The following is an 18706-nucleotide window of genomic DNA, read 5'->3' as shown; positions in this document are numbered from 1 at the left end:
TAATATAAATATTCTATTCATAAAACGGATTGTCATTTTCGTATTTTTCGTTGAAATCGACTTTATGTCCATTTATTTCATAGCCTAATAGTAAATTTATGTTTACATTTTCTGCTGCTCTAAAAATTGAACTGTCGACATTTTTAAAGTCTTTTTTCAAATTTTCTATTAAATCCTTTATTTGATATCTTTTGTTTCCGATTTTTTTCGCTGCAACCATACAAGCACAATTTAAAGGCGTAAGTCCTGTTGATTTCATCCACCTTATGATATATTCTTCTTCTATAAGATATAATGGTCTTATTATTTCCATATCTTCAAAATTTTTCGCCTTTAGTTTAGGTGGCATTGTCTTAAAACTTCCTGCGCATAGTAAGTTGAGCATTGTAGTTTCAATGACATCATTAAAATGATGTCCTAATGCCAATTTGTTACAACCAAGCTCTTTAGCTTTCGCATAGAGAGAGCCTCTTCTCATTCTTGCACACATATAGCAAGGATAATCTCCTGCAATTTTGTCCGCAACCGCAAAAATATCAGCAGGATAATATGTAAGAGGAATTTCAAGATAACTTGCATTTTCTAAAAGCAACTCTTTTATGGACGGATGATAACCCGGATCCATCGCTATAAATTCAAGTTCAAAATTATCTTTTCCATTCTTTTTAAGCTCTTGAAAGAGTTTTGCCATAATCAAGCTGTCTTTTCCACCTGAAATTGCAACTGCTATCTTATCTCCATCTTCTATTAAATTGTATTCTTTAATCGCCTTTACAAATTTTGACCAAATATGTTTTCTATATCTTTTTATCAGCGACCTTTCAATATCTTTAAGCTCGGCTCTTTCGTTTTCAGGAAAAAGAACAGGGCAAGTCGCCTGTAAGTTATTTTCTCTATTTTCCATTATATCTTTTATTTCCTTATTTTCCATATTTCTCCTATTTATGATATATTTGATTATTCATAATTTTAAAAGCTCTGTAGATTTGTTCTAATAAAACAACTCTAAATAATTGGTGTGGGAGTGTAAATTTTGAAAAAGAAAGTTTGAAATTACTTCTTTTCTTTATTTCATCTCCTAGTCCGAAACTTCCACCGATTACGAATATAAATTTTGAGTTTCCGTCATTCATTTTTTCTTCTAAAAACTTTGAAAAATCTTCACTATTCACTGATTTTCCTAAAATTTCAAGAGTTATCACAAAATCGGAGTCTGAAATTTTATTTAAAATTCTTCCCTCTTCTTTTTTTAATACATTTTTAATTTCCAATTTACTTGGAGTTTGTGTCAAAATTTTTTCTTCAGGAATTTCAATAATTTCAATTTTTGAAAAGGCTGAAATTCTCTTTTTATATTCATCACAAGCATCTTTAAAAAATTTTTCAGATAGTTTTCCTACACATAAAATTTTTATACTCATATTACACTTCCGTTATACTGCTGTTGTCAAATCTCTTTGCAACTTCTAAATTCGTATATTGTATTACATTTTCTTTATTTAAAATCCCAAAAACTTCGTCATAAGCTAGTTTTTCTTCATTATTCGTTTCGCTTAAATGTCCAAGATATACCTTTTTGCATTTGTCAGTTACAACTTCGGAGAGTACATTTCCACTTGTAACATTTGAAATATGTCCGAAATCTCCCAAAATTCTCTGTTTTAAATTATAATCATAAGGTCCTTTTTTAAGCATTTCCAAATCGTGATTTGCCTCAAAATAAAAAATCTTTGACCCCTTAATCTTTTCTTTCATGTGGTTTGTAATAATTCCCGTATCAGTTAAAAGGCTGACTTTCCCATAATCCGTATTAAAAACAAAGCCCATTCCTCTCGCACAATCGTGAGAAATTTCCAAGGTATATAAATCAAAAAGAGAAAATCTGTGCTTCTTTTCAGTGCCGATAACCACAATATTTTCATCTTTAATTTTACCAAGTTTAGATGCTCCGGCAGTCAATGTCTCAACATTAGAACAAATCTTGATATCATAACGTCTGGAAAGCACCCCTGCACCTCTAATATGATCAATATGTTCATGAGTCAAAAATATTAAATCAATCGTACTTGGATCAACTCCCAATTGTTTTAAATTACATTCAATTTTCTTTCCACTAAAACCTGCATCTATTAAATATCTTTTATTATCAACTTCTAAAAAGCAACAATTCCCGTCACTCCCGCTAAAAAGCGGACAAAATCTTAAGCCCATATTTCCTCCATTCATACAAGCCTTATTTTATCATATTTTTAATAAAAAATCCAAAAATTTACATAAAAAAATTAGGCTTTCACCTAATTTTTATCAATAAAACTAAACAATTTTTTTAATCTTAAAATTTTAAATAAACATTCTCTAAAAAAATCTATAAATATTCCAATACAAAATATAGAAATTACTGTTATTACTATTGAAATTACCATTTCTTTAGTCGGATAATCCAAAAACCTTTCAAATTGTCCAGCTATATATTTATTTCTAATTACTTTATGCTCGTGTATTAAATAAACCGAAAAACAAAGAGGAGAAAGAAAAGAAATTATCTTTCCTAAAAATCCTAATTTTAGTTTTGAAAATAGAACAAGCAATGCAATTCCTGATAACAGCATAGTTGGAGATGTGTATGAAACTAAAGTATATTTGAAGTTTTCAACTCCTTTTAATTTCATATAATTTGTCAAATATAGACTTCCAAATTCCAAAGCTACACAAACAATAAATAATAATAGCATTAAAATTTTAGAAAATTTTATATTCAAATTATACTTTCCTATAAAACCGCCAATTAAATATAAAACCATTAACCATACAAAACTATATCCATTTTTGCAATGAAAAACATCTCCTGCATAAATAAAAGGAAGTATAGAAACTACAATTATTATCATAATAATTGCATTTCTAAGTTGCTCATACTTTAAATTTTGTAACCCCACATTTAATATTGGCATAAAGAAAAACAGAGCAAAATATGCTGTAAAATACCAATATTTTGTATTCAAAACAGGAAAACAATAAGTGATAAAAGTATTGTGATCATATTCTACAACTCCACATTTACAAGCTATTAAATATATTAAAATAGAATAAAAAGCAACTCTAAGCCATAATAAAATTATATTGGAATACTTATTTTTTGAATTGACTCCAACAAAACCGGATATCAAAGCATAACAATTCACAGCCACATAAGAAACTATCTCTATTATCCATACTATATTAAATTTTGTACTTCCAAAATATAATTTTTCACTCGATAAAATTCCACCATGATACAAAATATGCAAATTTACAATCATAAACATTGTAATAATTCGAAGCAAATCAATTCCATAATTTCTTTCTTTTATTTCCGAATTCTTTATCAAAACTTCTACCTCACAACAAATAAATATATGAATTTTAGTATATAGTAATTAATTACTAATGTCAAACTTTAAATTATATATTAATATATTACTATTTTAAGATTATTTTTTTACTTTCTTTATCTAAAATTAATACTTCATCTGAAATATACTTTATTACTTTTAAATCATGACTTATAAAGATTATAATTTTGTCCTTAAATGTCTTTATTAAATCTAAAATATTTCTCTGATTTTCCACATCAAGAGCAGATGTAGGCTCATCAAAAATTAAAACTTTGGGATTTGTTGATATTGCTCTTGCAATTGAAAGTCTTTGCAATTCTCCACCTGACAATTCTTTAGGATATTTATCAAAAAGCGAAGTATCAACTCCTACTTTATTAGCCAATTCTTCCAAATTAATTTCAACTCCATTTAGACTTAAAATCTCATCGATAGAAAATCTTATTTTTCTTGTTGAATCAAATGAATTAAAAGGATTTTGAAAGACCACTTGAAAGTTTTTTCTATTTTTCAATTTTTCTCCATCAAGAAATAATTCTCCTTTATACTCAATAAGTCCGAGTAAAGCTTTTATAAAAGTAGTTTTTCCAGAACCAGAATCTCCTTTTAAGCCATATATTTTTTTATCTAATTTTAGATTAATATTATCTAGAATAATTTCTTCATATTTTACGGTTAAATTTTTTATTTCTAACATTTAATCACCTAACCTTGAATAGCTTAATAATTTTTTTGTATACTCATCTTTTGGAGACATTAAGATTTCTTCTGTTTTACCAGACTCAACAATTTTACCATTATTCATAATTATAAGTCTTTCAGTAATATTTCCAATTATACTAAGGTCATGAGTTACAAAAATCAATGATAATTTTTCTTTTTTCCTAATAGTATTTAAAAGTTCAATTATTTTCTCCCCTACTTCAACATCAAGTGCAGTAGTGGGTTCATCACAAATTAATACTTTTGGATTTAATAATAAAGCGGTTACTATTACCAGTCTTTGTAATTCCCCACCAGAGAGTTCATAAGGAAATTTTTCAAGATGACTTTCATTTAAAGAAACTTCTTCCAATAATCTTCTTATTTTCTCATTATCTTTTTTTAACTTTTTTATCTTATAAATTCTATCAAACTGATTTTTTATTTTTTCTACTGGAGAAAAAGTATTAAATGGATTTTGATAGACAAAAGATATTTCTGAAAGTCTTTTCTTAGCCATCTCTTTTTCTGAAATTCCAATAATTTCCTCTCCAAATAATTTTATACTTCCTGATATTTTATAAATATCTGTGTCTAAAAGTCCCATTAAAGATAAACTTGTCAATGTTTTTCCAGAACCAGAACTCCCAATTATTCCTAAACTATAATTTTCAGAAAGTTTAAAACTAATTTCATCTACCAGAACTTTTTCTGAAACTTCAATTTTTAGATTAGTTACTTCTATCATTTTTAAGCCCCTCTCCCATCAAATTTATAGAAAATACTAAAGTTAAAACTAAAATACCTGCAGGTAGCCACATAAACCACTTCTTTTGAATATTTAAAATATTTAATGCAACAGATAACATAGAACCCCAACTTGACATAGGTTCTTTAACACCTAAACCAAAGAAGGACAACGAAGATTCCATTAAAATTCCTTGTGCTACAGAAGTAGTAAATATTACTAAAATTGTATTTCTAAGATTTGGAATAATATGATTTATCAAAATTTTAAAGTTACTTTCTCCATTTATCTTTAAAACTTGAATAAATTCTTTATCTTTAATAGCTTTAATCTCAGTCCTTATAAGTCTTGTAGACGATGCAAAAGTAAAAAATGCAATTATAATAATTAAATTTTTAATTGATGGACCAATAAATGCAGATATTGAAATAGCAAGCACATAGAATGGAAAACACATAAACACATCGCAAATTCTCATAATTATTCTATCTAACTTTTTAAAATATCCTGCAAAAAATCCAAGAAATAGAGATATAAACAATTTTACTAAACTTGCTAAAATTCCAACAGTCAAAGAAACTTTTCCGCCTGCCATCAATCTTGCAAGCACATCTCTTCCAGTTTCATCAGTTCCAAGTGGATTCGCTTTATTTGGAGCTTTTTCAACCATAGTTAAATTTACTTCATTTGGATTTTTACCATAAAATTTTGGTGCTATAAAAACAAATGACAATATTAATATAAATAAAATACTTCCAACTGTAAATTTCGTTTTCATACTAAATACCTATCCTCTTATCCAAATAATAGTTTATAATATCTGCTATTAAATTAGAAATCAAAACTACAAAAGAAATCACGATAATTATTCCCATAATTAGTGGATAATCTCTTGAAAAAACTGCGTCATAATTTAGTTTTCCTAGACCTGGCCAAACAAAAATTGTTTCCGTAATCAAAGCTCCAGAAATTAAATTAGGAACTTCTGTAAAAATCATTGTTAAAAGTCTTGGTAAAATATTCCTAAATCCTATTTTTTTGTATGCTTCATATCTTGTCATTCCAAACCCTTGATATGTTCTAATATAATCTTCCTTTTTTACAGATAGCATAAACGCTCTAACAAATCTTACCAATGATGAAAACTGAATAACAGTTAGAACTAAAATTGGTAAAAAAGCATAATAAATTTTATTCAAAATAAACTCCATTCCAACTTTGTTAGAAAGATTTCCAGTACCTGAAATTTGAAATATTTTAATATCAAAAGCAAACCACTTTATAAATAATATTGCAAATAAAAATGTTGGTATAGAAATTCCTATTCCAGAAATAATATCTACAAATTTATCTAAAAATCCACCTTTATAGGCAACAAAACGTCCAACAAAAATTGATAAAATAATTGCAATTGTAAAAGCTGGTAATGTTATAAATAAAGTATTTGGAATTCTTTCCATAATCAAAGAACTTACACTTTGTCCATATTTTATAGAATATCCAAAATCAAAAAATAGAATATCTTTAAACCATTTTATAAATTTTAAGTAAACAGGGTCATAATAGCCTTTTTGAATTAACATATTCTCTATTTGCTCTGGACTCATTCCAGGTTTCATAGAATCCATATATGGATTACCTGGAGATAATTGCAATAAAATAAACATAAAGGCACATATCCCAAGCAAAATTATTAGAGAAATTGTAAATCTTTTAATTAAAAATTTTTTCATAATAATTCCAATCCAAATTCTTCTACATATAAAACAGTCATCTTGAAAATCAAGATGACTATTTATATATTACTAATTATAATAAAAGATTTTTTAAAAATCAACAAAAATCTTCTTTAAAATTATTTTTCCAACTCCCATTTTTCTACATTATAAAAATCAACAAATGTATTAGGTTCATAATTTTTTAACTTCTTGCTATAAGCCTTTGTGATATCTGAAGCATAAAGAGGTACCCAAGGCAATTCTTTATTCAATAATTTACCAAAATCATTAAGAATTTTTGCTCTTTCCTCTTGCTTAGTAGCTTGTCTATTAGCATCCATTAATTTATCAGCCTCAGTTGACTTAAATCCAGATATATTCCATCCAAACTCTCCTTTTTTATCGGTTGCTTGAGTTGAATACCAATTTGGAGTTGGATCTGGGTCGGCTTCTAAAGTGTTTCCCATTAAATATAAATCAAATTCATGATTCCCTACAACTTTATTCATTGTTGCTTTAAATTCCAACATTTCCAAATTAATCTTAATTCCAATTTTAGCAAGATTTTGTTGAATTACTGTAGCTGTCTTTTCTCTAACAGTATCCCCTGTAGGAACAGTTAAAGTAAATTCCAATTCTTTTCCATCTTTGTCAACAATACCATTATTATTAGTGTCTTTGTATCCAGCTTTTTCTAATAGTTCTTTAGCTTTAGCTTCATCAAATTTATATTCAACTAAACCTTCCTTAGGATAAGACCAAAGACTTGGTACCATTGGAGTATTAATGATAACACCCTTTCCTTCCAAAAGTCCATCTAAAATTGATTGTCTATCAATACCATAAGCAATTGCTGTTCTTATATTTATATCTTTTAAAACTTCATTTCTAAGATTAAATCCCATATATTGCATTTTTGAATTAGGATATTGCTTGATTTCAATTCCTGAATCTTTAAGTGTTGTCATATCTGCTTTTTTAATACTAGAAATGTCTGCAACATCAATGCTTCCATTGATAAGCTCAGCACTCACTGTTTCTTCTTTAACAACTTTAAAAACAAAAGTCTTTAGTTTTGGAGCTCCATTGTAGTAATCTTCATTTGCAGACAGTTTTACAAATTCTCCTGCTTTAAATTCTTCAATTTTATAAGGACCTGAACCTATTGGTTTATTAAGCAATTCAGTTTTAGTTGCCCAATCCTTAACGGGAACTTCTCCCCATATATGTTGAGGTAAAATTCCTAATGTTCCTATATTAGTTAAAACTGGTGAATATGGAACACTAAAATTAATTTCAACAGTTTTATCATCTTTACAAACTATTCCTTTAAGTTCCTTTTCTTTTCCACCTTGAAATTCTTTAAACCCTTCTATAGATTGAACATAGCTTTGTAAATCTCCTTTATAGTCAGGGCTTGCCATTGCTTCTAAAGTAAATTTAACATCTTTTGAAGTAACTGGCTTTCCATCATGGAACTTTAATCCATCTTTTAAAGTAAATACAACCTTTTTCCCGTCTTCTGAAATTTCATATTTCTCAGCCATCGCTGGTTCCAATTCTATTTTTGAATTCAACTTCAAAAGCGAATCATAAACTAGCGCATTTACATTTCCATCATATTGAGTGTTTGAAAATAAAGGATTAAATTTCCCTTCAGGAGAAGATGTTATCCCATAATTAATTTCTGTCTTAAGTTGCTTTTCAACTTTATTTTCTGACTGTTTTTCTTCCTTCTTACCACAAGCAGTTACAGTCAAGCAAAAAGCCATTAAAAGAGCTAATTTAAAATTTTTCTTCATAAATTCTCCTTAAATCTAAATTTCTTTACATTCTTCCCATTCTATATCTTCTTTTTCTAAAAGTTCTAATAGACTTGGCTTTAAAATGGGACTGCATTCCCATGCAATCCCACAACCTGCTGATAAAACTCTAGGAACAGGGACAAGTTTTCCAGAAAGGTTATTTTCTCTGCACACACTTTCAGTTGCCATTGCCTCTGCAGTAGTATAAAATGTTATATACAGCTTAGTCTCTTTCATTATTCTACAATAATTTCAAAGTCTAGTCCAACTTCTTTTACAGAAGTTTTTTTGCCTTGACTGTTTGCAAAATGAGTTATATTTTTTACAACATGAGCTTCACTGGCTAAGACTTTGTATGTTTCATTTTTATTTTCTCTAAGGGCATCTTGTAAAATTAAAACCGGTTCCGGACAAGATAATCCTCTAACGTCTAATTCTTTCATAACTATCTCCTTAAATTTTATCTATTTTTTTCTCTTTTCAATCCGTAAAAAGCTACTATAAACAAAGCAATTATTGAAATAATAACAAATATTTGTCCATTTATTCCAGGTCCACCTGCTGCAGCTTTAATTCCTTTTGCTGCATTTTCAACTGCTGCTGCACCTGCTGCCAATTTGAAATTATGAGCAAAGGCAGCGCCTACGAACATTCCCAGTACAGTAATAACTGAATCTGAAGAACCTGTTCCTGCAAGAACTAATTGTCTTAAAGGACAACCTCCAAGTAATACTGCACAAAAACCTACAGCATACATAGATAGTAAATTCCAAATTGTTTGAGCATGAGCTATTGGTCCAAAAGCAACAAATTTGAAATTTCCTGTTGCTATATTATAGATTAACATAACGATGAAAATTCCGCCTATTACTGAAAATAATCTAAAGTCTTTTAGTAAAATTATATCTCTAAGTGAACCTGCAAAACACATTCTGCTTTTTTGTGCGATTACACCAAATACAAGTCCTACTCCAAGTGCTGCATACCATACTGCATGCATGCTTCCGGGTCCTTTTTTACTAAAAACGTAAAGTGATGGAACAGCAATAACTAAAGCGAATAGCAGTGCTACAACTATCGGTAAAACATATCCATTTTCTTTTTTAACAGGATAAGCTCTTCCTAAACTGAATCCTTTTCTTAAGAAGAATGAACCTGTTGCAACTCCTGCTGCAAACCCAACAAATCCTACATAAGAACTTATATCTCCTGCTGACATTCTTAAAATCATTCTTAAAGGACATCCTAAAAATACAAGAGCACAAACCATCATTATTACACCTAAGAAAAATCTTATAACGGGTGACGAACCGCCTGTTGATCTGTATTCTTTTGTAAATAATGAAATTAAAAATGCACCTAAAATAATACCTACTATTTCCGGTCTGAAATATTGAACCACTTCTGCATTATGGAACTTCATAGCTCCTGCAGTATCTCTAATAAAACAAGCTATACAAAAAGCCATGTTTTTAGGATTGCCTAAATATGCAAGTAAAGCAGCGCCAAAACCTGCGATAATTCCCATAGTCAACAATCCTTTTTTTGTGTTAAAAAAACGCATTTTATTCCCTCCTATCATCTATAATTTTTTTAATTGCGTTTATAGCAAGCTCTACCTCTTCAAATGTATTTGAATGAGAAAAGCTAAATCTAACCATACCCTGTTCAACAGTTCCAAGTGCTTTGTGTATTAGAGGAGCACAGTGAGCTCCGGGTCTTGTTGAAATTTTATACTCTTCATATAAAATATTACTAACTTCAGAAGAATCCATATCTGAAATATTTAATGAAACTATTGGTGCTCTTAGGTCTGTTTCAAAATCTCCATAAACCTTAACTTCAGGAAATTTAGTTACTCCATCATAAAATTTCCTTGCAAGCTCCATAGCTTTATTAGTTAAATTTTCCATTTTATTTCTTAAAATATAGTCAATAGATGCGTGAAGCCCTGCAATTCCATGTGAATTTAAAGTACCGGCTTCAAGTCTTGTCGGCATCTTATCAGGTTGAAACTCATCATAGCTGTGAGTTCCACTTCCGCCAACCATAAAAGGTCTTATATAAACTTCTTCTCTAACACATAATGCACCTGTTCCTTGAGGTCCAAGCATTGATTTGTGACCTGTAAAACAAAGTACATCAATATTCATCTCTTTCATATCTATATTAAAAGCTCCTGCGGTTTGAGATGCATCTACAACAAAAAGAAGATTATTATTTCTACAAAAATCTCCATACTTTTTTAAATCTGTAATATTTCCTGTAACATTTGATGCATGAGTTATAACTATAGCTTTAGTATTCGCTTTAATTAAAGATGGAATCTCATCAAAATTAATAACTCCATTTTCAGAAACTCCTATGTAACTTACTTCAACACCCTTTTCTTTCAAATAATTTATAGGTCTTAAAACAGAATTATGTTCTGCTACGGAAGTGATTATATGGTCATTTTCTAAAAATAATCCATTTATTGCAATATTTAGACTTTCAGTTGCATTTTTTGTGAAAACTACCTGACGGGAATTTCCAACATTAAACATCTTTGCTAATTTTTTTCTGGTTTCAAAAACAATCCTATCTGCACTTAAACTTTCTTCATGAACTCCACGAGAGGAGTTACCAAAGTTTTTCATTGCATTTACAACTGCATCAATAACTTCTGCAGGTTTGTTTTTTGTAGTCGCTGCATTATCAAAATAAATCATCTTAATCCTCCTTCGTGAAAAAATTTTTACATATTAAATATTTCAAAAATAATATTTCTTAAATTTATCATAACAAAACAATTTTCTAATAAGTTTATCATAAGTCGTGAATCTATCATTACTATATCATAACTCCTTTTTGATAATTAAATTAAGGTAATTATGATGAAATTAAAATTTTATTTACTTATTAGATATTAAAAAGAAAATAAAATTTCAAGATTGTTTTCTTTAATTAAATTTATCATAACAGAAACAATCTTCTAATATGTTTACCACAAGGCATAAACATATTATGATTATATCAAAACTTCAATTTGATTTTGATATTGTTGTTTTGATGAAATAGTAATAGCTTTATCATAGGGCATAAACCTATTACTATTATATATCAATATTACAATATTGTCAAATTTTAGATAAATTTCACTAAAAATATCTATATAGATTATATTTCTTAATCAATTTAGATTATTAAAAATATACTTCCATATAATTATTGTAAATACACTATTTTAAAAATTTATTTTTTGCTAATTATTATATTTATATAAAAAAAATTAATTAATTATATTTTTTAATGAAATTCATATAATGACTTAATACTCTTTAAAAATCCTAAAAATTATGCTATACTATTTTTAATTACTTATATGTTTATATCGCAAAAAAAGTTATTTAATTATTGTATTAAAAACTTTTTTGAAAAATAAGTAATTAAAATATATTGTAGGAGGAAGATATGCAAAATTATTTAGTTTTAATCGGTATTGTTATAATTGTTGTAGGTTTTGTGTTAAAACTTGATGTAATTTCTGTAGTTTTAATCGCCGGTTTTGCAACAGGTCTTGCCGGAGGTAAAAGTATTGTTGAAATTTTGGATATTATAGGTAAAGGCTTTGTAACAAACAGATATATGAGTTTGTTTTTTACTACACTTATAGTAATAGGCATTATGGAAAGAAATGGTCTTAAAGAAAAAGCCGCCGACGGAATACGAAAAATCAAAGGAGCAAGTGCAGGTTTGGTTATCTGGTTATATTTACTTATCCGTTGGATTGCAGCGATATTTTCTTTGCGTTTAGGTGGACATATCCAATTTGTAAGACCTTTAATTTTACCTATGGCTGAAGGTGCTGCTACTAAAACAGTTGATCTTACAGAAACTAAACTTGAAGATTTAAAGGGATTGGCAGGTGCCGTTGAAAACTACGGTAACTTTTTCGGACAAAATATATTTCCGGTTTCTTCAGGTGTTTTACTTATAGTTTCCACTCTTAAAGATAAGGGCCACACAATAACCGGAGCACAAGTAGCTTATTATTCTTTATTTGCAGGTGTGGCAATGATTATTTTGTCAATTGTTCAATGTTTCTTGTTTGAAATGAAACTTAGAAAGGCTGGTGAAAAAAATGTTAAAATGGATAAGTAGTAATACATTCTTTATTGACGAATTTGTATATATTCTTTGTGGATTAATTTCAATTTTAACAGCTTTTAGAGGTTTAAAAAATAAAGAAGCGAGAATAGGTACGTTTTTATTTTGGTTTTTAGTTGGAATTATATTTGCATTTGGAGGATTTTTAGTTAAATATCTACCTGATCAAGGTGGTATTATTGTCGGTGCAATGCTTGTTGTTTGTGGAGTTCTTACTCTTACAAAACAAGTTAAAATCGGTGAATTTACTCCTCCAACAGATGAAGAGAGAAGAAAAAATGCAGATAAAATCGGTTGGAAAATTTTTATTCCTGCATTAATAATGGCAGGTCTTGCGTTTTTAATGTCACAATTTAAATCATTTAACTTCATAATCGGAACTGATGCTAAAGGTAAAGATATAATTTTCGGATTCTCAACTGCACAAGTCTTAGGAGTTTCAGCAGTAATTGCATTTATAATTGCTTTGTTAATTGCTAAATCAAAGGTTGAAGATATGAAAGAAGATACTTCAAGACTTTTAATGCAAGTTGGAGCTTCAAGTTTATTACCTCAACTTTTAGGAGCACTTGGAATTGTATTTACTGCAGCAGGTGTAGGAAACTTAATCGGAAACTTTGCCGGAAGTATCGTTGGTGATGGTGGAAGAGTTGCCGGTGTCGTAGCTTACTGCTTAGGTATGGTAATCTTCACTATGATTATGGGCAACGCATTTGCAGCATTTACTGTAATTACAATCGGCGTAGGAATTCCTTTTGTAATAGCACAAGGTGGAAATCCTGCAGTAGTAGGAGCACTTGGAATGACTTGCGGTTATTGTGGTACTCTATTAACTCCTATGGCTGCAAACTTCAATATTGTTCCGGGCGCAATACTAGAAACTAAAGATAAATATACGATTATAAAAACACAGGCACCTATGGCTCTTGCAATGATTTTAGTTCATATAGTGCTTATGTTAGTATTAGCATTTTAGGAGATGATTAAATGAAAATTTTAGTTAGTGGATTTGACCCTTTTGGAGGAGAAAAAATTAATCCCGCAATTGAATCTGTAAAATTATTACCGGACGAAATTAAAGGCGCGAAAATAATTAAATTGGAAATTCCAACAGTCGCAAGAAAAAGTCTTAAAAAGCTTGAAGAAGTTATTGAAATTGAAAAACCTGATGTAGTAATAAATGTAGGACAAGCAGGTGGAAGAACTGATATAACTGTTGAAAGAGTCGGAATAAATATGGATGACTTCAGAATTAAAGATAATGAAGGAAATCAGCCAATTGATGAAAAAATAGCTGAAGATGGTCCAGATGCTTATCTTGTTACTATTCCTATCAAAGCTATGGTTCAAAAAATGATTGAAAACAAAATTCCTGCATCTGTTTCAAATACAGCTGGAACATTTGTTTGTAACCATGTTTGCTATGGAATGGCACATCTTGCAAGTACAAAATATCCGAATATGAGAACAGGATTTATCCATATTCCATTTTTACCGGAACAAGTTGTGGATAAGAGAAATATGCCATCAATGCCTTTAGAAATGATTGCAAAAGGATTAGAATATGCAATCGAAGCTATAATTGAAAACAAAGAAGACATTAAAGTAGAAGGCGGAGCAACTCATTAGTATATAACAAAAAGGTTAGAGTTTTTTTAATTCTCTAACCTTTTTTTCGTTTAAAATAGTATAATATTTTTATATAAGTCCTTTACAGGACTTACTATTATTTGCAAACAAATAATAGTAGTGAGATCTTTCGACTCCGTTACACTTCGCTCAAGATGACGTGTTGGGAGAATTCCTATGCTAACTGCTATGACGTGAAATATTTTATTTACTTTATTAGTTTTAATGTAATTTACCTCTAACGTCTAGCCATCAAACGAAGATTCTTCCATATACGTCATTTCGACCGAAGCGGAGAAATCTCATATATTTGCTTGTTTGCAAGCAAATATATGTATCAAAGATACATCGAAATATGTACTTTTACTTCAAGTAACATAGTCTATAAAAAAATTATATTAACAATTACAGAAATTATATCTAAGGATATAATTTCTCCGTCAGACCTTCTTTTATATACAACTAATCAAAGTTATGGCTAGATTTACTCCGCCAAAGATGACGTAATAAGAACTTTTTCCTATACAATATTATGACGTAAACTTGTTTTATTATACATATAATACCTTTTACAATTTTTTATACTTTAAACTTACACTACTTTTTTATCATATCCAAGTCTTTCAAGTTCTCCATTCAATATCAACTCTCCGGTATATTTATAACCACAAGATAAAATAAAGTTTCTCATCTTTTTATTGTCCTTATGTGTATCAATTCTTAAATCCATTTTCTTTCTTTTTGCAAAATTTTCAGCATATCTCATCATCTTTTTTGCAAAACTTTGCTTTTTGTATTCATTTGAAGTTGCTACCTTATGAATACTTATATAAGGAATAGAAGTATTCCATTTGCCATTGATATTTTCATAATCTTCATCTATACCTTCTACCAAACAAGCAGTAGATACAACTTTTTTATGATACTCCAAAACATAAAGGTCTATTCCCAAATGTTCATCAATATCTTTTAAACTTGGAACATACTTACCTTGCCATTGATCTACACCATCATCTTTTAAGGAATTTGACCCTTCAAGATATATTTCTAAAATACTTTCTCTATCTGATTCATTAGCCATTCTAAATGTCAAAACTTCATATTTTAAATTTAAAGAGACAAAAAAAGAAAAGAAAATTATACTCATAACTAAAATACTAAAGATAATTCCAACAAGGTACTTTATATTAAATTTAAAAATCGAATCAAAAAACAAATATACAAATAAGAAATCAAATTCAAAATTTAAAATATTCAACAATTTTAAAATATTCTTATAAAAATTATTTGAAATAGTATAATTTATAGAATTAATATAATTAAATCCTATCTTAAAAGCATATTCAATTAATAATAAAACAATAAGTAAAATATAATTTCCCGTAGAGGCTTTAAAAATAAGCCCAAATATAAACATAATAACTAAAAAAATTAATTTAAGATAATCAGATAAATTTTTATTTTTGCAAAATGAATTCATTACTTTATTTTAACTCCTATATTTTTAATAATTCTCCATTGAGGAATTTTCCCATTATCTCCCCAATATTCATCAAGTTTTGAAATTTTCCCATTTTCTAGTAGTATAAAGGAATTAACATAAAATGAAGATTTATCAAAGACATTTATTACTTTTGCAACTGAAATAATTAAATTTCCGATTTGTTCAACCCTTTCAACTTCTCCACCCCATTTATCAGGATAAGTGCAATTAACTTCAATAAACTCATCAACAGTAAATCTTTCATTAGTATTATGCCAATCAATATAAGCATCTTCATTAAAAAATTTTTTAATCTCCAAAGCATTTTGACTTAAAACCATATCAAAAAATTTATAAACATCGAACATATTTACTCCTTTTTTTCTATAATAATTTTATTAAATTTATATATAATGTATATTATACTTAAAATAAAATGAAAATTCAAATTAGTTTGAATATAGTTCTTTTTATAAATTAAATCTATATTTTAGTTTAATATTTTGTACAAAAAATTATTTGAAATATATTATAAATAATTTAGATTTTTTATTCGAATTATGATACAATATACTTAAAATACAATGCCAGTATTATAAAACATATCTTATAGATTTGTAATGGAGGATGTCCTGCTGAAAGAATAAAACAGCAAAAAACGTTGAATATAGAAAACAGGAGAGATGATAGATGTCAGTTTTAGAATATAAATTTCTTAAAATAAATAATACTAATAAATTTAAAGTTTATTTAATTACTTTCATTTCTAATTTTATTTTATTCTATTCTCCAATAATTTTTTTATTTTATAAAAATTTTGGAATAGACATATTCAAAATAGGTATTATTTTTTCAGTAACCAGTATAAGTAATATAATTTTTGAAATTCCTTTTGGACTGTTTGCAGATAAAAAATCTCCGAAATTAAGTGTATGCATCGGTTCTGTTATGATAACTCTCTCTCTAGTCGGATTATTTTTCAGTACGAGTTTTTTCCAATTTTTAATATGTGCAATTTTTATGGCTGTTGGAGATGCCGGAATGTCCGGAGCAAATAGTGTTTTGTTAATGAACTTACTTGAAAGAGAAGAAGAAGTGTTTGAAATTTCATCAATATCAAGTGGAATTTCAAACATTCTCGGTGGACTCATAATAGGCTTTATATACAATATCAATATACGACTTCCATTTTTAATTTCGATGGTTTTATCAATATTGAATTTATTTTTGTATCTATCGATATCTGAGAAACATATAAATACTGAAAAAGAAAAAGTTCAAATAGAAAATGTAAATTTTAAAACTGCTTTTTTTATTTTTAAAAAACAAGTTTTCATATTTCTAATATTATTACTTTCATATATTTCCATACCGCAAGTTGCAATTTATTTTCCCGAGTATCTGGACTTTTTCAAAATAAATTCAAAATATATCGGAATTATGTATATGATTGCAAATATAATTAGTATGCTCGGAACAAAATTTCATCAAATTTATTTAAAAAAATATAATCCCATGGTAAAACTTAAATACTGTTTTTTATTTTTAATGATTTCTACATTTGTTATGTGGATTTCGAAAAATTTTTTTGTTTCCATGTTTTTTTATGCAATATATAGATTTATAACAGGCTACTTTTACTTACTGTTTTCAATGTATATAAATTCAAAAACTGATTTACACTACAAATCTACAATATTATCAATAAAAAATGTAATTGTACAAATTGCATTTATACTAAGTGATCCGTTAGTTACATTTATAATAAAGGAATTCGGAATTAGCAGAAGTTATTGTTTTGCTTTCATTTCTATAACAGTAATATTTTTGATTGTATTATTTTATAAAACAGGCGATCCGAAAGAAACACTTTTTGAAAAGAAACCTGCTTAAATATTTGACAACTGAGAATAAAAAAATTTAAAAACTGTTTCCATCAGTTTTATATTTCGACTTTTATAAAAAAAGTCGAAGAGTTTTTACTCTTCAACTTTAGTTGTTAAAACAAAAAAATCATCCATTCATTGGGATGATTTTTTTGTTTGGCTATTATCTATTCTCCCAGTACGAGATGTACTAGTACCTTCGACGTTTAAGAGCTTTCGCTGTCGAAACTTGCCATTTGTTTCACAAATGGAGTTTCTTAGCATCTGACCTACTACGCAATCATAGATTTCTGTTAGGTCATTAACTTCTGTTTTGAACTCAGACTTTCTATTAAGTCATCTCAACCATCATTGTTTATTTATTTTTGCTGTTAAGCTCTGATCTTTCACTATAAAATATGTATTTAATTAAACAAAAAATCACTCTTTCGAGTGATTTTGATTTGTTTGGCTGTTTTCTATTCTTCCAATACGAGATGTATCAGTACCTTCGACGTTTAAGAGCTTTCGCTGTCGAAACTTGCCATTTGTTTCACAAATGGAGTTTCTTAGCATCTGACCTACGACGCAATCTCAGATTGCTGTTAGGTCATTAACTTCTGTATTCTATATCCAATAAGCCTTAATAACCATTCTTGTTTATTTATTTTTGCTGTTAAGCATTGTGTTTTTACTAAAAACAAAAAATCACTCTTTCGAGTGATTTATACTTTGTTTGGCTGTTTTCTATTCTCCCAATACGAGATGTACTAGTACCTTCGACATTTAAGAGCTTTCGCTGTCGAAACTTGCCATTTGTTTCACAAATGGAGTTTCTTAGCATCTGACCTACGAGGCAATCACAGATTGCTGTTAGGTCATTAACTTCTGTATTCTATATCCAATAAGCCTTAATAACCATTCTTGTTTATTTATTTTTGCTGTTAAGCATTGTGTTTTTACTAAAAACAAAAAATCACTCTTTCGAGTGATTTATGCTTTGTTTGGCTGTTTTCTATTCTTCCAATACGAGATGTACTAGTACCTTCGACGTTTAAGAGCTTAACTTCTGTGTTCGAGATGGGAACAGGTGTATCCTCTTAGCCATCACAGCCATACTTGTTTGTTTGTTTCATATATTTCTGTTTAAAACCCCTACAACTAAAGAGTATATATTTCTGGTCAAGCTTTCGATTTATTAGTATCAGTTAGCTTTGATGTTGCCACCTTTAC

General features: G+C 28.3%; 19 protein-coding genes and 1 rRNA gene. 4 read left to right on the top strand and 16 right to left on the bottom strand.

The window, feature by feature from the left end; genetic code table 11:
• Positions 1–13 precede the first annotated feature (13 nt).
• The 13 genes from VJI94_RS04935 to VJI94_RS04875 form a co-directional block, all read right to left on the bottom strand.
• The gene (locus VJI94_RS04935; protein WP_324008559.1) at positions 14–931 is read right to left on the bottom strand and encodes a tRNA 2-thiocytidine biosynthesis TtcA family protein; all 918 of its coding nucleotides are present in this window, start codon (positions 929–931) and stop codon (positions 14–16) included.
• A 7-nt stretch (positions 932–938) separates the two neighbouring features.
• Positions 939–1421, bottom strand: coding sequence for a 23S rRNA (pseudouridine(1915)-N(3))-methyltransferase RlmH (gene rlmH, locus VJI94_RS04930; RefSeq protein ID WP_324008558.1), 483 nt, complete (start codon positions 1419–1421; stop codon positions 939–941).
• Position 1422: 1 nt separating this feature from the next.
• Positions 1423–2211: an MBL fold metallo-hydrolase gene (locus VJI94_RS04925; protein WP_324008557.1), complete on the bottom strand. Its 789-nt coding sequence runs from the start codon at positions 2209–2211 to the stop codon at positions 1423–1425.
• 83 nt (positions 2212–2294) lie between these two features.
• Positions 2295–3368: an acyltransferase family protein gene (locus VJI94_RS04920; protein WP_324008554.1), complete on the bottom strand. Its 1074-nt coding sequence runs from the start codon at positions 3366–3368 to the stop codon at positions 2295–2297.
• A 91-nt stretch (positions 3369–3459) separates the two neighbouring features.
• Positions 3460–4071, bottom strand: a complete 612-nt coding sequence (locus tag VJI94_RS04915; RefSeq protein ID WP_324008553.1) for a dipeptide/oligopeptide/nickel ABC transporter ATP-binding protein — start codon at positions 4069–4071, stop codon at positions 3460–3462.
• A complete protein-coding gene (locus VJI94_RS04910; protein WP_324008552.1) occupies positions 4072–4824 on the bottom strand; it encodes an ABC transporter ATP-binding protein in 753 nt (250 codons plus the stop codon).
• Complete coding sequence (locus VJI94_RS04905) at positions 4808–5602, bottom strand: ABC transporter permease (protein WP_324008551.1); 795 nt, start codon at positions 5600–5602, stop codon at positions 4808–4810. The genes VJI94_RS04910 and VJI94_RS04905 overlap by 17 nt, the downstream gene beginning before the upstream one ends.
• Position 5603: 1 nt before the next feature.
• Positions 5604–6557 carry an ABC transporter permease gene (locus VJI94_RS04900; protein ID WP_324008550.1) on the bottom strand — a complete coding sequence of 318 codons (954 nt, stop codon included), beginning with the start codon at positions 6555–6557 and terminating at the stop codon, positions 5604–5606.
• Between the two features lie 122 nt (positions 6558–6679).
• Complete coding sequence (locus tag VJI94_RS04895) at positions 6680–8344, bottom strand: peptide-binding protein (protein ID WP_324008548.1); 1665 nt, start codon at positions 8342–8344, stop codon at positions 6680–6682.
• Between the two features lie 15 nt (positions 8345–8359).
• The gene (locus VJI94_RS04890; RefSeq protein ID WP_029950608.1) at positions 8360–8584 is read right to left on the bottom strand and encodes a DUF3343 domain-containing protein; all 225 of its coding nucleotides are present in this window, start codon (positions 8582–8584) and stop codon (positions 8360–8362) included.
• Positions 8584–8790, bottom strand: coding sequence for a sulfurtransferase TusA family protein (locus VJI94_RS04885; protein WP_029950606.1), 207 nt, complete (start codon positions 8788–8790; stop codon positions 8584–8586). Before VJI94_RS04885 ends, VJI94_RS04890 begins: the two co-directional genes overlap by 1 nt.
• A 17-nt stretch (positions 8791–8807) precedes the next feature.
• Positions 8808–9911, bottom strand: a complete 1104-nt coding sequence (gene yedE / locus VJI94_RS04880) for a YedE family putative selenium transporter (protein ID WP_324008547.1) — start codon at positions 9909–9911, stop codon at positions 8808–8810.
• A 1-nt stretch (position 9912) separates the two neighbouring features.
• Entirely contained in the window at positions 9913–11058 is a 1146-nt protein-coding gene (locus VJI94_RS04875) for an aminotransferase class V-fold PLP-dependent enzyme (RefSeq protein ID WP_324008546.1), read from the bottom strand.
• 742 nt (positions 11059–11800) lie between these two features.
• On the opposite strand from VJI94_RS04875, the gene VJI94_RS04870 reads away from it, so the two are divergent.
• Genes VJI94_RS04870 through pcp form a run of 3 tightly spaced genes read left to right on the top strand, consistent with a single transcriptional unit; the run spans position 11801 to position 14125 of the window.
• Positions 11801–12490 carry a DUF969 domain-containing protein gene (locus VJI94_RS04870; protein WP_004831979.1) on the top strand — a complete coding sequence of 230 codons (690 nt, stop codon included), beginning with the start codon at positions 11801–11803 and terminating at the stop codon, positions 12488–12490.
• Complete coding sequence (locus tag VJI94_RS04865) at positions 12471–13472, top strand: DUF979 domain-containing protein (protein WP_324008544.1); 1002 nt, start codon at positions 12471–12473, stop codon at positions 13470–13472. The genes VJI94_RS04870 and VJI94_RS04865 overlap by 20 nt, the downstream gene beginning before the upstream one ends.
• Before the next feature lie 11 nt (positions 13473–13483).
• The gene (pcp, locus tag VJI94_RS04860; RefSeq protein WP_269755182.1) at positions 13484–14125 is read left to right on the top strand and encodes a pyroglutamyl-peptidase I; all 642 of its coding nucleotides are present in this window, start codon (positions 13484–13486) and stop codon (positions 14123–14125) included.
• 592 nt (positions 14126–14717) lie between these two features.
• On the opposite strand, the gene VJI94_RS04855 is transcribed toward pcp, so the two are convergent.
• A complete protein-coding gene (locus VJI94_RS04855) occupies positions 14718–15605 on the bottom strand; it encodes a GNAT family N-acetyltransferase (protein ID WP_324008543.1) in 888 nt (295 codons plus the stop codon).
• The gene (locus tag VJI94_RS04850) at positions 15605–15976 is read right to left on the bottom strand and encodes a nuclear transport factor 2 family protein (protein WP_324008542.1); all 372 of its coding nucleotides are present in this window, start codon (positions 15974–15976) and stop codon (positions 15605–15607) included. The genes VJI94_RS04855 and VJI94_RS04850 overlap by 1 nt, the downstream gene beginning before the upstream one ends.
• 322 nt (positions 15977–16298) lie before the next feature.
• Here VJI94_RS04850 and VJI94_RS04845 point away from each other — a divergent pair, with 322 nt between their 5' ends.
• A complete protein-coding gene (locus VJI94_RS04845; RefSeq protein WP_248111348.1) occupies positions 16299–17501 on the top strand; it encodes an MFS transporter in 1203 nt (400 codons plus the stop codon).
• Positions 17502–18475: 974 nt separating this feature from the next.
• Here the strand turns inward: VJI94_RS04845 and rrf are convergent.
• Positions 18476–18591, bottom strand: a 5S ribosomal RNA gene (gene rrf / locus VJI94_RS04840).
• Between the last annotated feature and the right edge of the window lie 115 nt (positions 18592–18706).

The organism is Parvimonas sp. D9 (genome assembly GCF_035282565.1).
Taxonomy (GTDB): Bacteria; Bacillota; Clostridia; order Tissierellales; family Peptoniphilaceae; genus Parvimonas; species Parvimonas micra.
The sequence above is the reverse complement of the archived record's forward strand: the minus strand, read 5'-3'. Positions and strand labels throughout refer to the sequence as shown.

Coding starts and splice junctions, on each gene's coding strand:
- VJI94_RS04935 (WP_324008559.1), bottom strand. CDS start 931: ATGGAAAATAAGGAAATAAAAGATATAATGGAAAATAGAGAAAATAAC.
- rlmH (WP_324008558.1), bottom strand. CDS start 1,421: ATGAGTATAAAAATTTTATGTGTAGGAAAACTATCTGAAAAATTTTTT.
- VJI94_RS04925 (WP_324008557.1), bottom strand. CDS start 2,211: ATGGGCTTAAGATTTTGTCCGCTTTTTAGCGGGAGTGACGGGAATTGT.
- VJI94_RS04915 (WP_324008553.1), bottom strand. CDS start 4,071: ATGTTAGAAATAAAAAATTTAACCGTAAAATATGAAGAAATTATTCTA.
- VJI94_RS04910 (WP_324008552.1), bottom strand. CDS start 4,824: ATGATAGAAGTAACTAATCTAAAAATTGAAGTTTCAGAAAAAGTTCTG.
- VJI94_RS04905 (WP_324008551.1), bottom strand. CDS start 5,602: ATGAAAACGAAATTTACAGTTGGAAGTATTTTATTTATATTAATATTG.
- VJI94_RS04900 (WP_324008550.1), bottom strand. CDS start 6,557: ATGAAAAAATTTTTAATTAAAAGATTTACAATTTCTCTAATAATTTTG.
- VJI94_RS04895 (WP_324008548.1), bottom strand. CDS start 8,344: ATGAAGAAAAATTTTAAATTAGCTCTTTTAATGGCTTTTTGCTTGACT.
- VJI94_RS04890 (WP_029950608.1), bottom strand. CDS start 8,584: ATGAAAGAGACTAAGCTGTATATAACATTTTATACTACTGCAGAGGCA.
- VJI94_RS04885 (WP_029950606.1), bottom strand. CDS start 8,790: ATGAAAGAATTAGACGTTAGAGGATTATCTTGTCCGGAACCGGTTTTA.
- yedE (WP_324008547.1), bottom strand. CDS start 9,911: ATGCGTTTTTTTAACACAAAAAAAGGATTGTTGACTATGGGAATTATC.
- VJI94_RS04875 (WP_324008546.1), bottom strand. CDS start 11,058: ATGATTTATTTTGATAATGCAGCGACTACAAAAAACAAACCTGCAGAA.
- VJI94_RS04870 (WP_004831979.1), top strand. CDS start 11,801: ATGCAAAATTATTTAGTTTTAATCGGTATTGTTATAATTGTTGTAGGT.
- VJI94_RS04865 (WP_324008544.1), top strand. CDS start 12,471: ATGTTAAAATGGATAAGTAGTAATACATTCTTTATTGACGAATTTGTA.
- pcp (WP_269755182.1), top strand. CDS start 13,484: ATGAAAATTTTAGTTAGTGGATTTGACCCTTTTGGAGGAGAAAAAATT.
- VJI94_RS04855 (WP_324008543.1), bottom strand. CDS start 15,605: ATGAATTCATTTTGCAAAAATAAAAATTTATCTGATTATCTTAAATTA.
- VJI94_RS04850 (WP_324008542.1), bottom strand. CDS start 15,976: ATGTTCGATGTTTATAAATTTTTTGATATGGTTTTAAGTCAAAATGCT.
- VJI94_RS04845 (WP_248111348.1), top strand. CDS start 16,299: ATGTCAGTTTTAGAATATAAATTTCTTAAAATAAATAATACTAATAAA.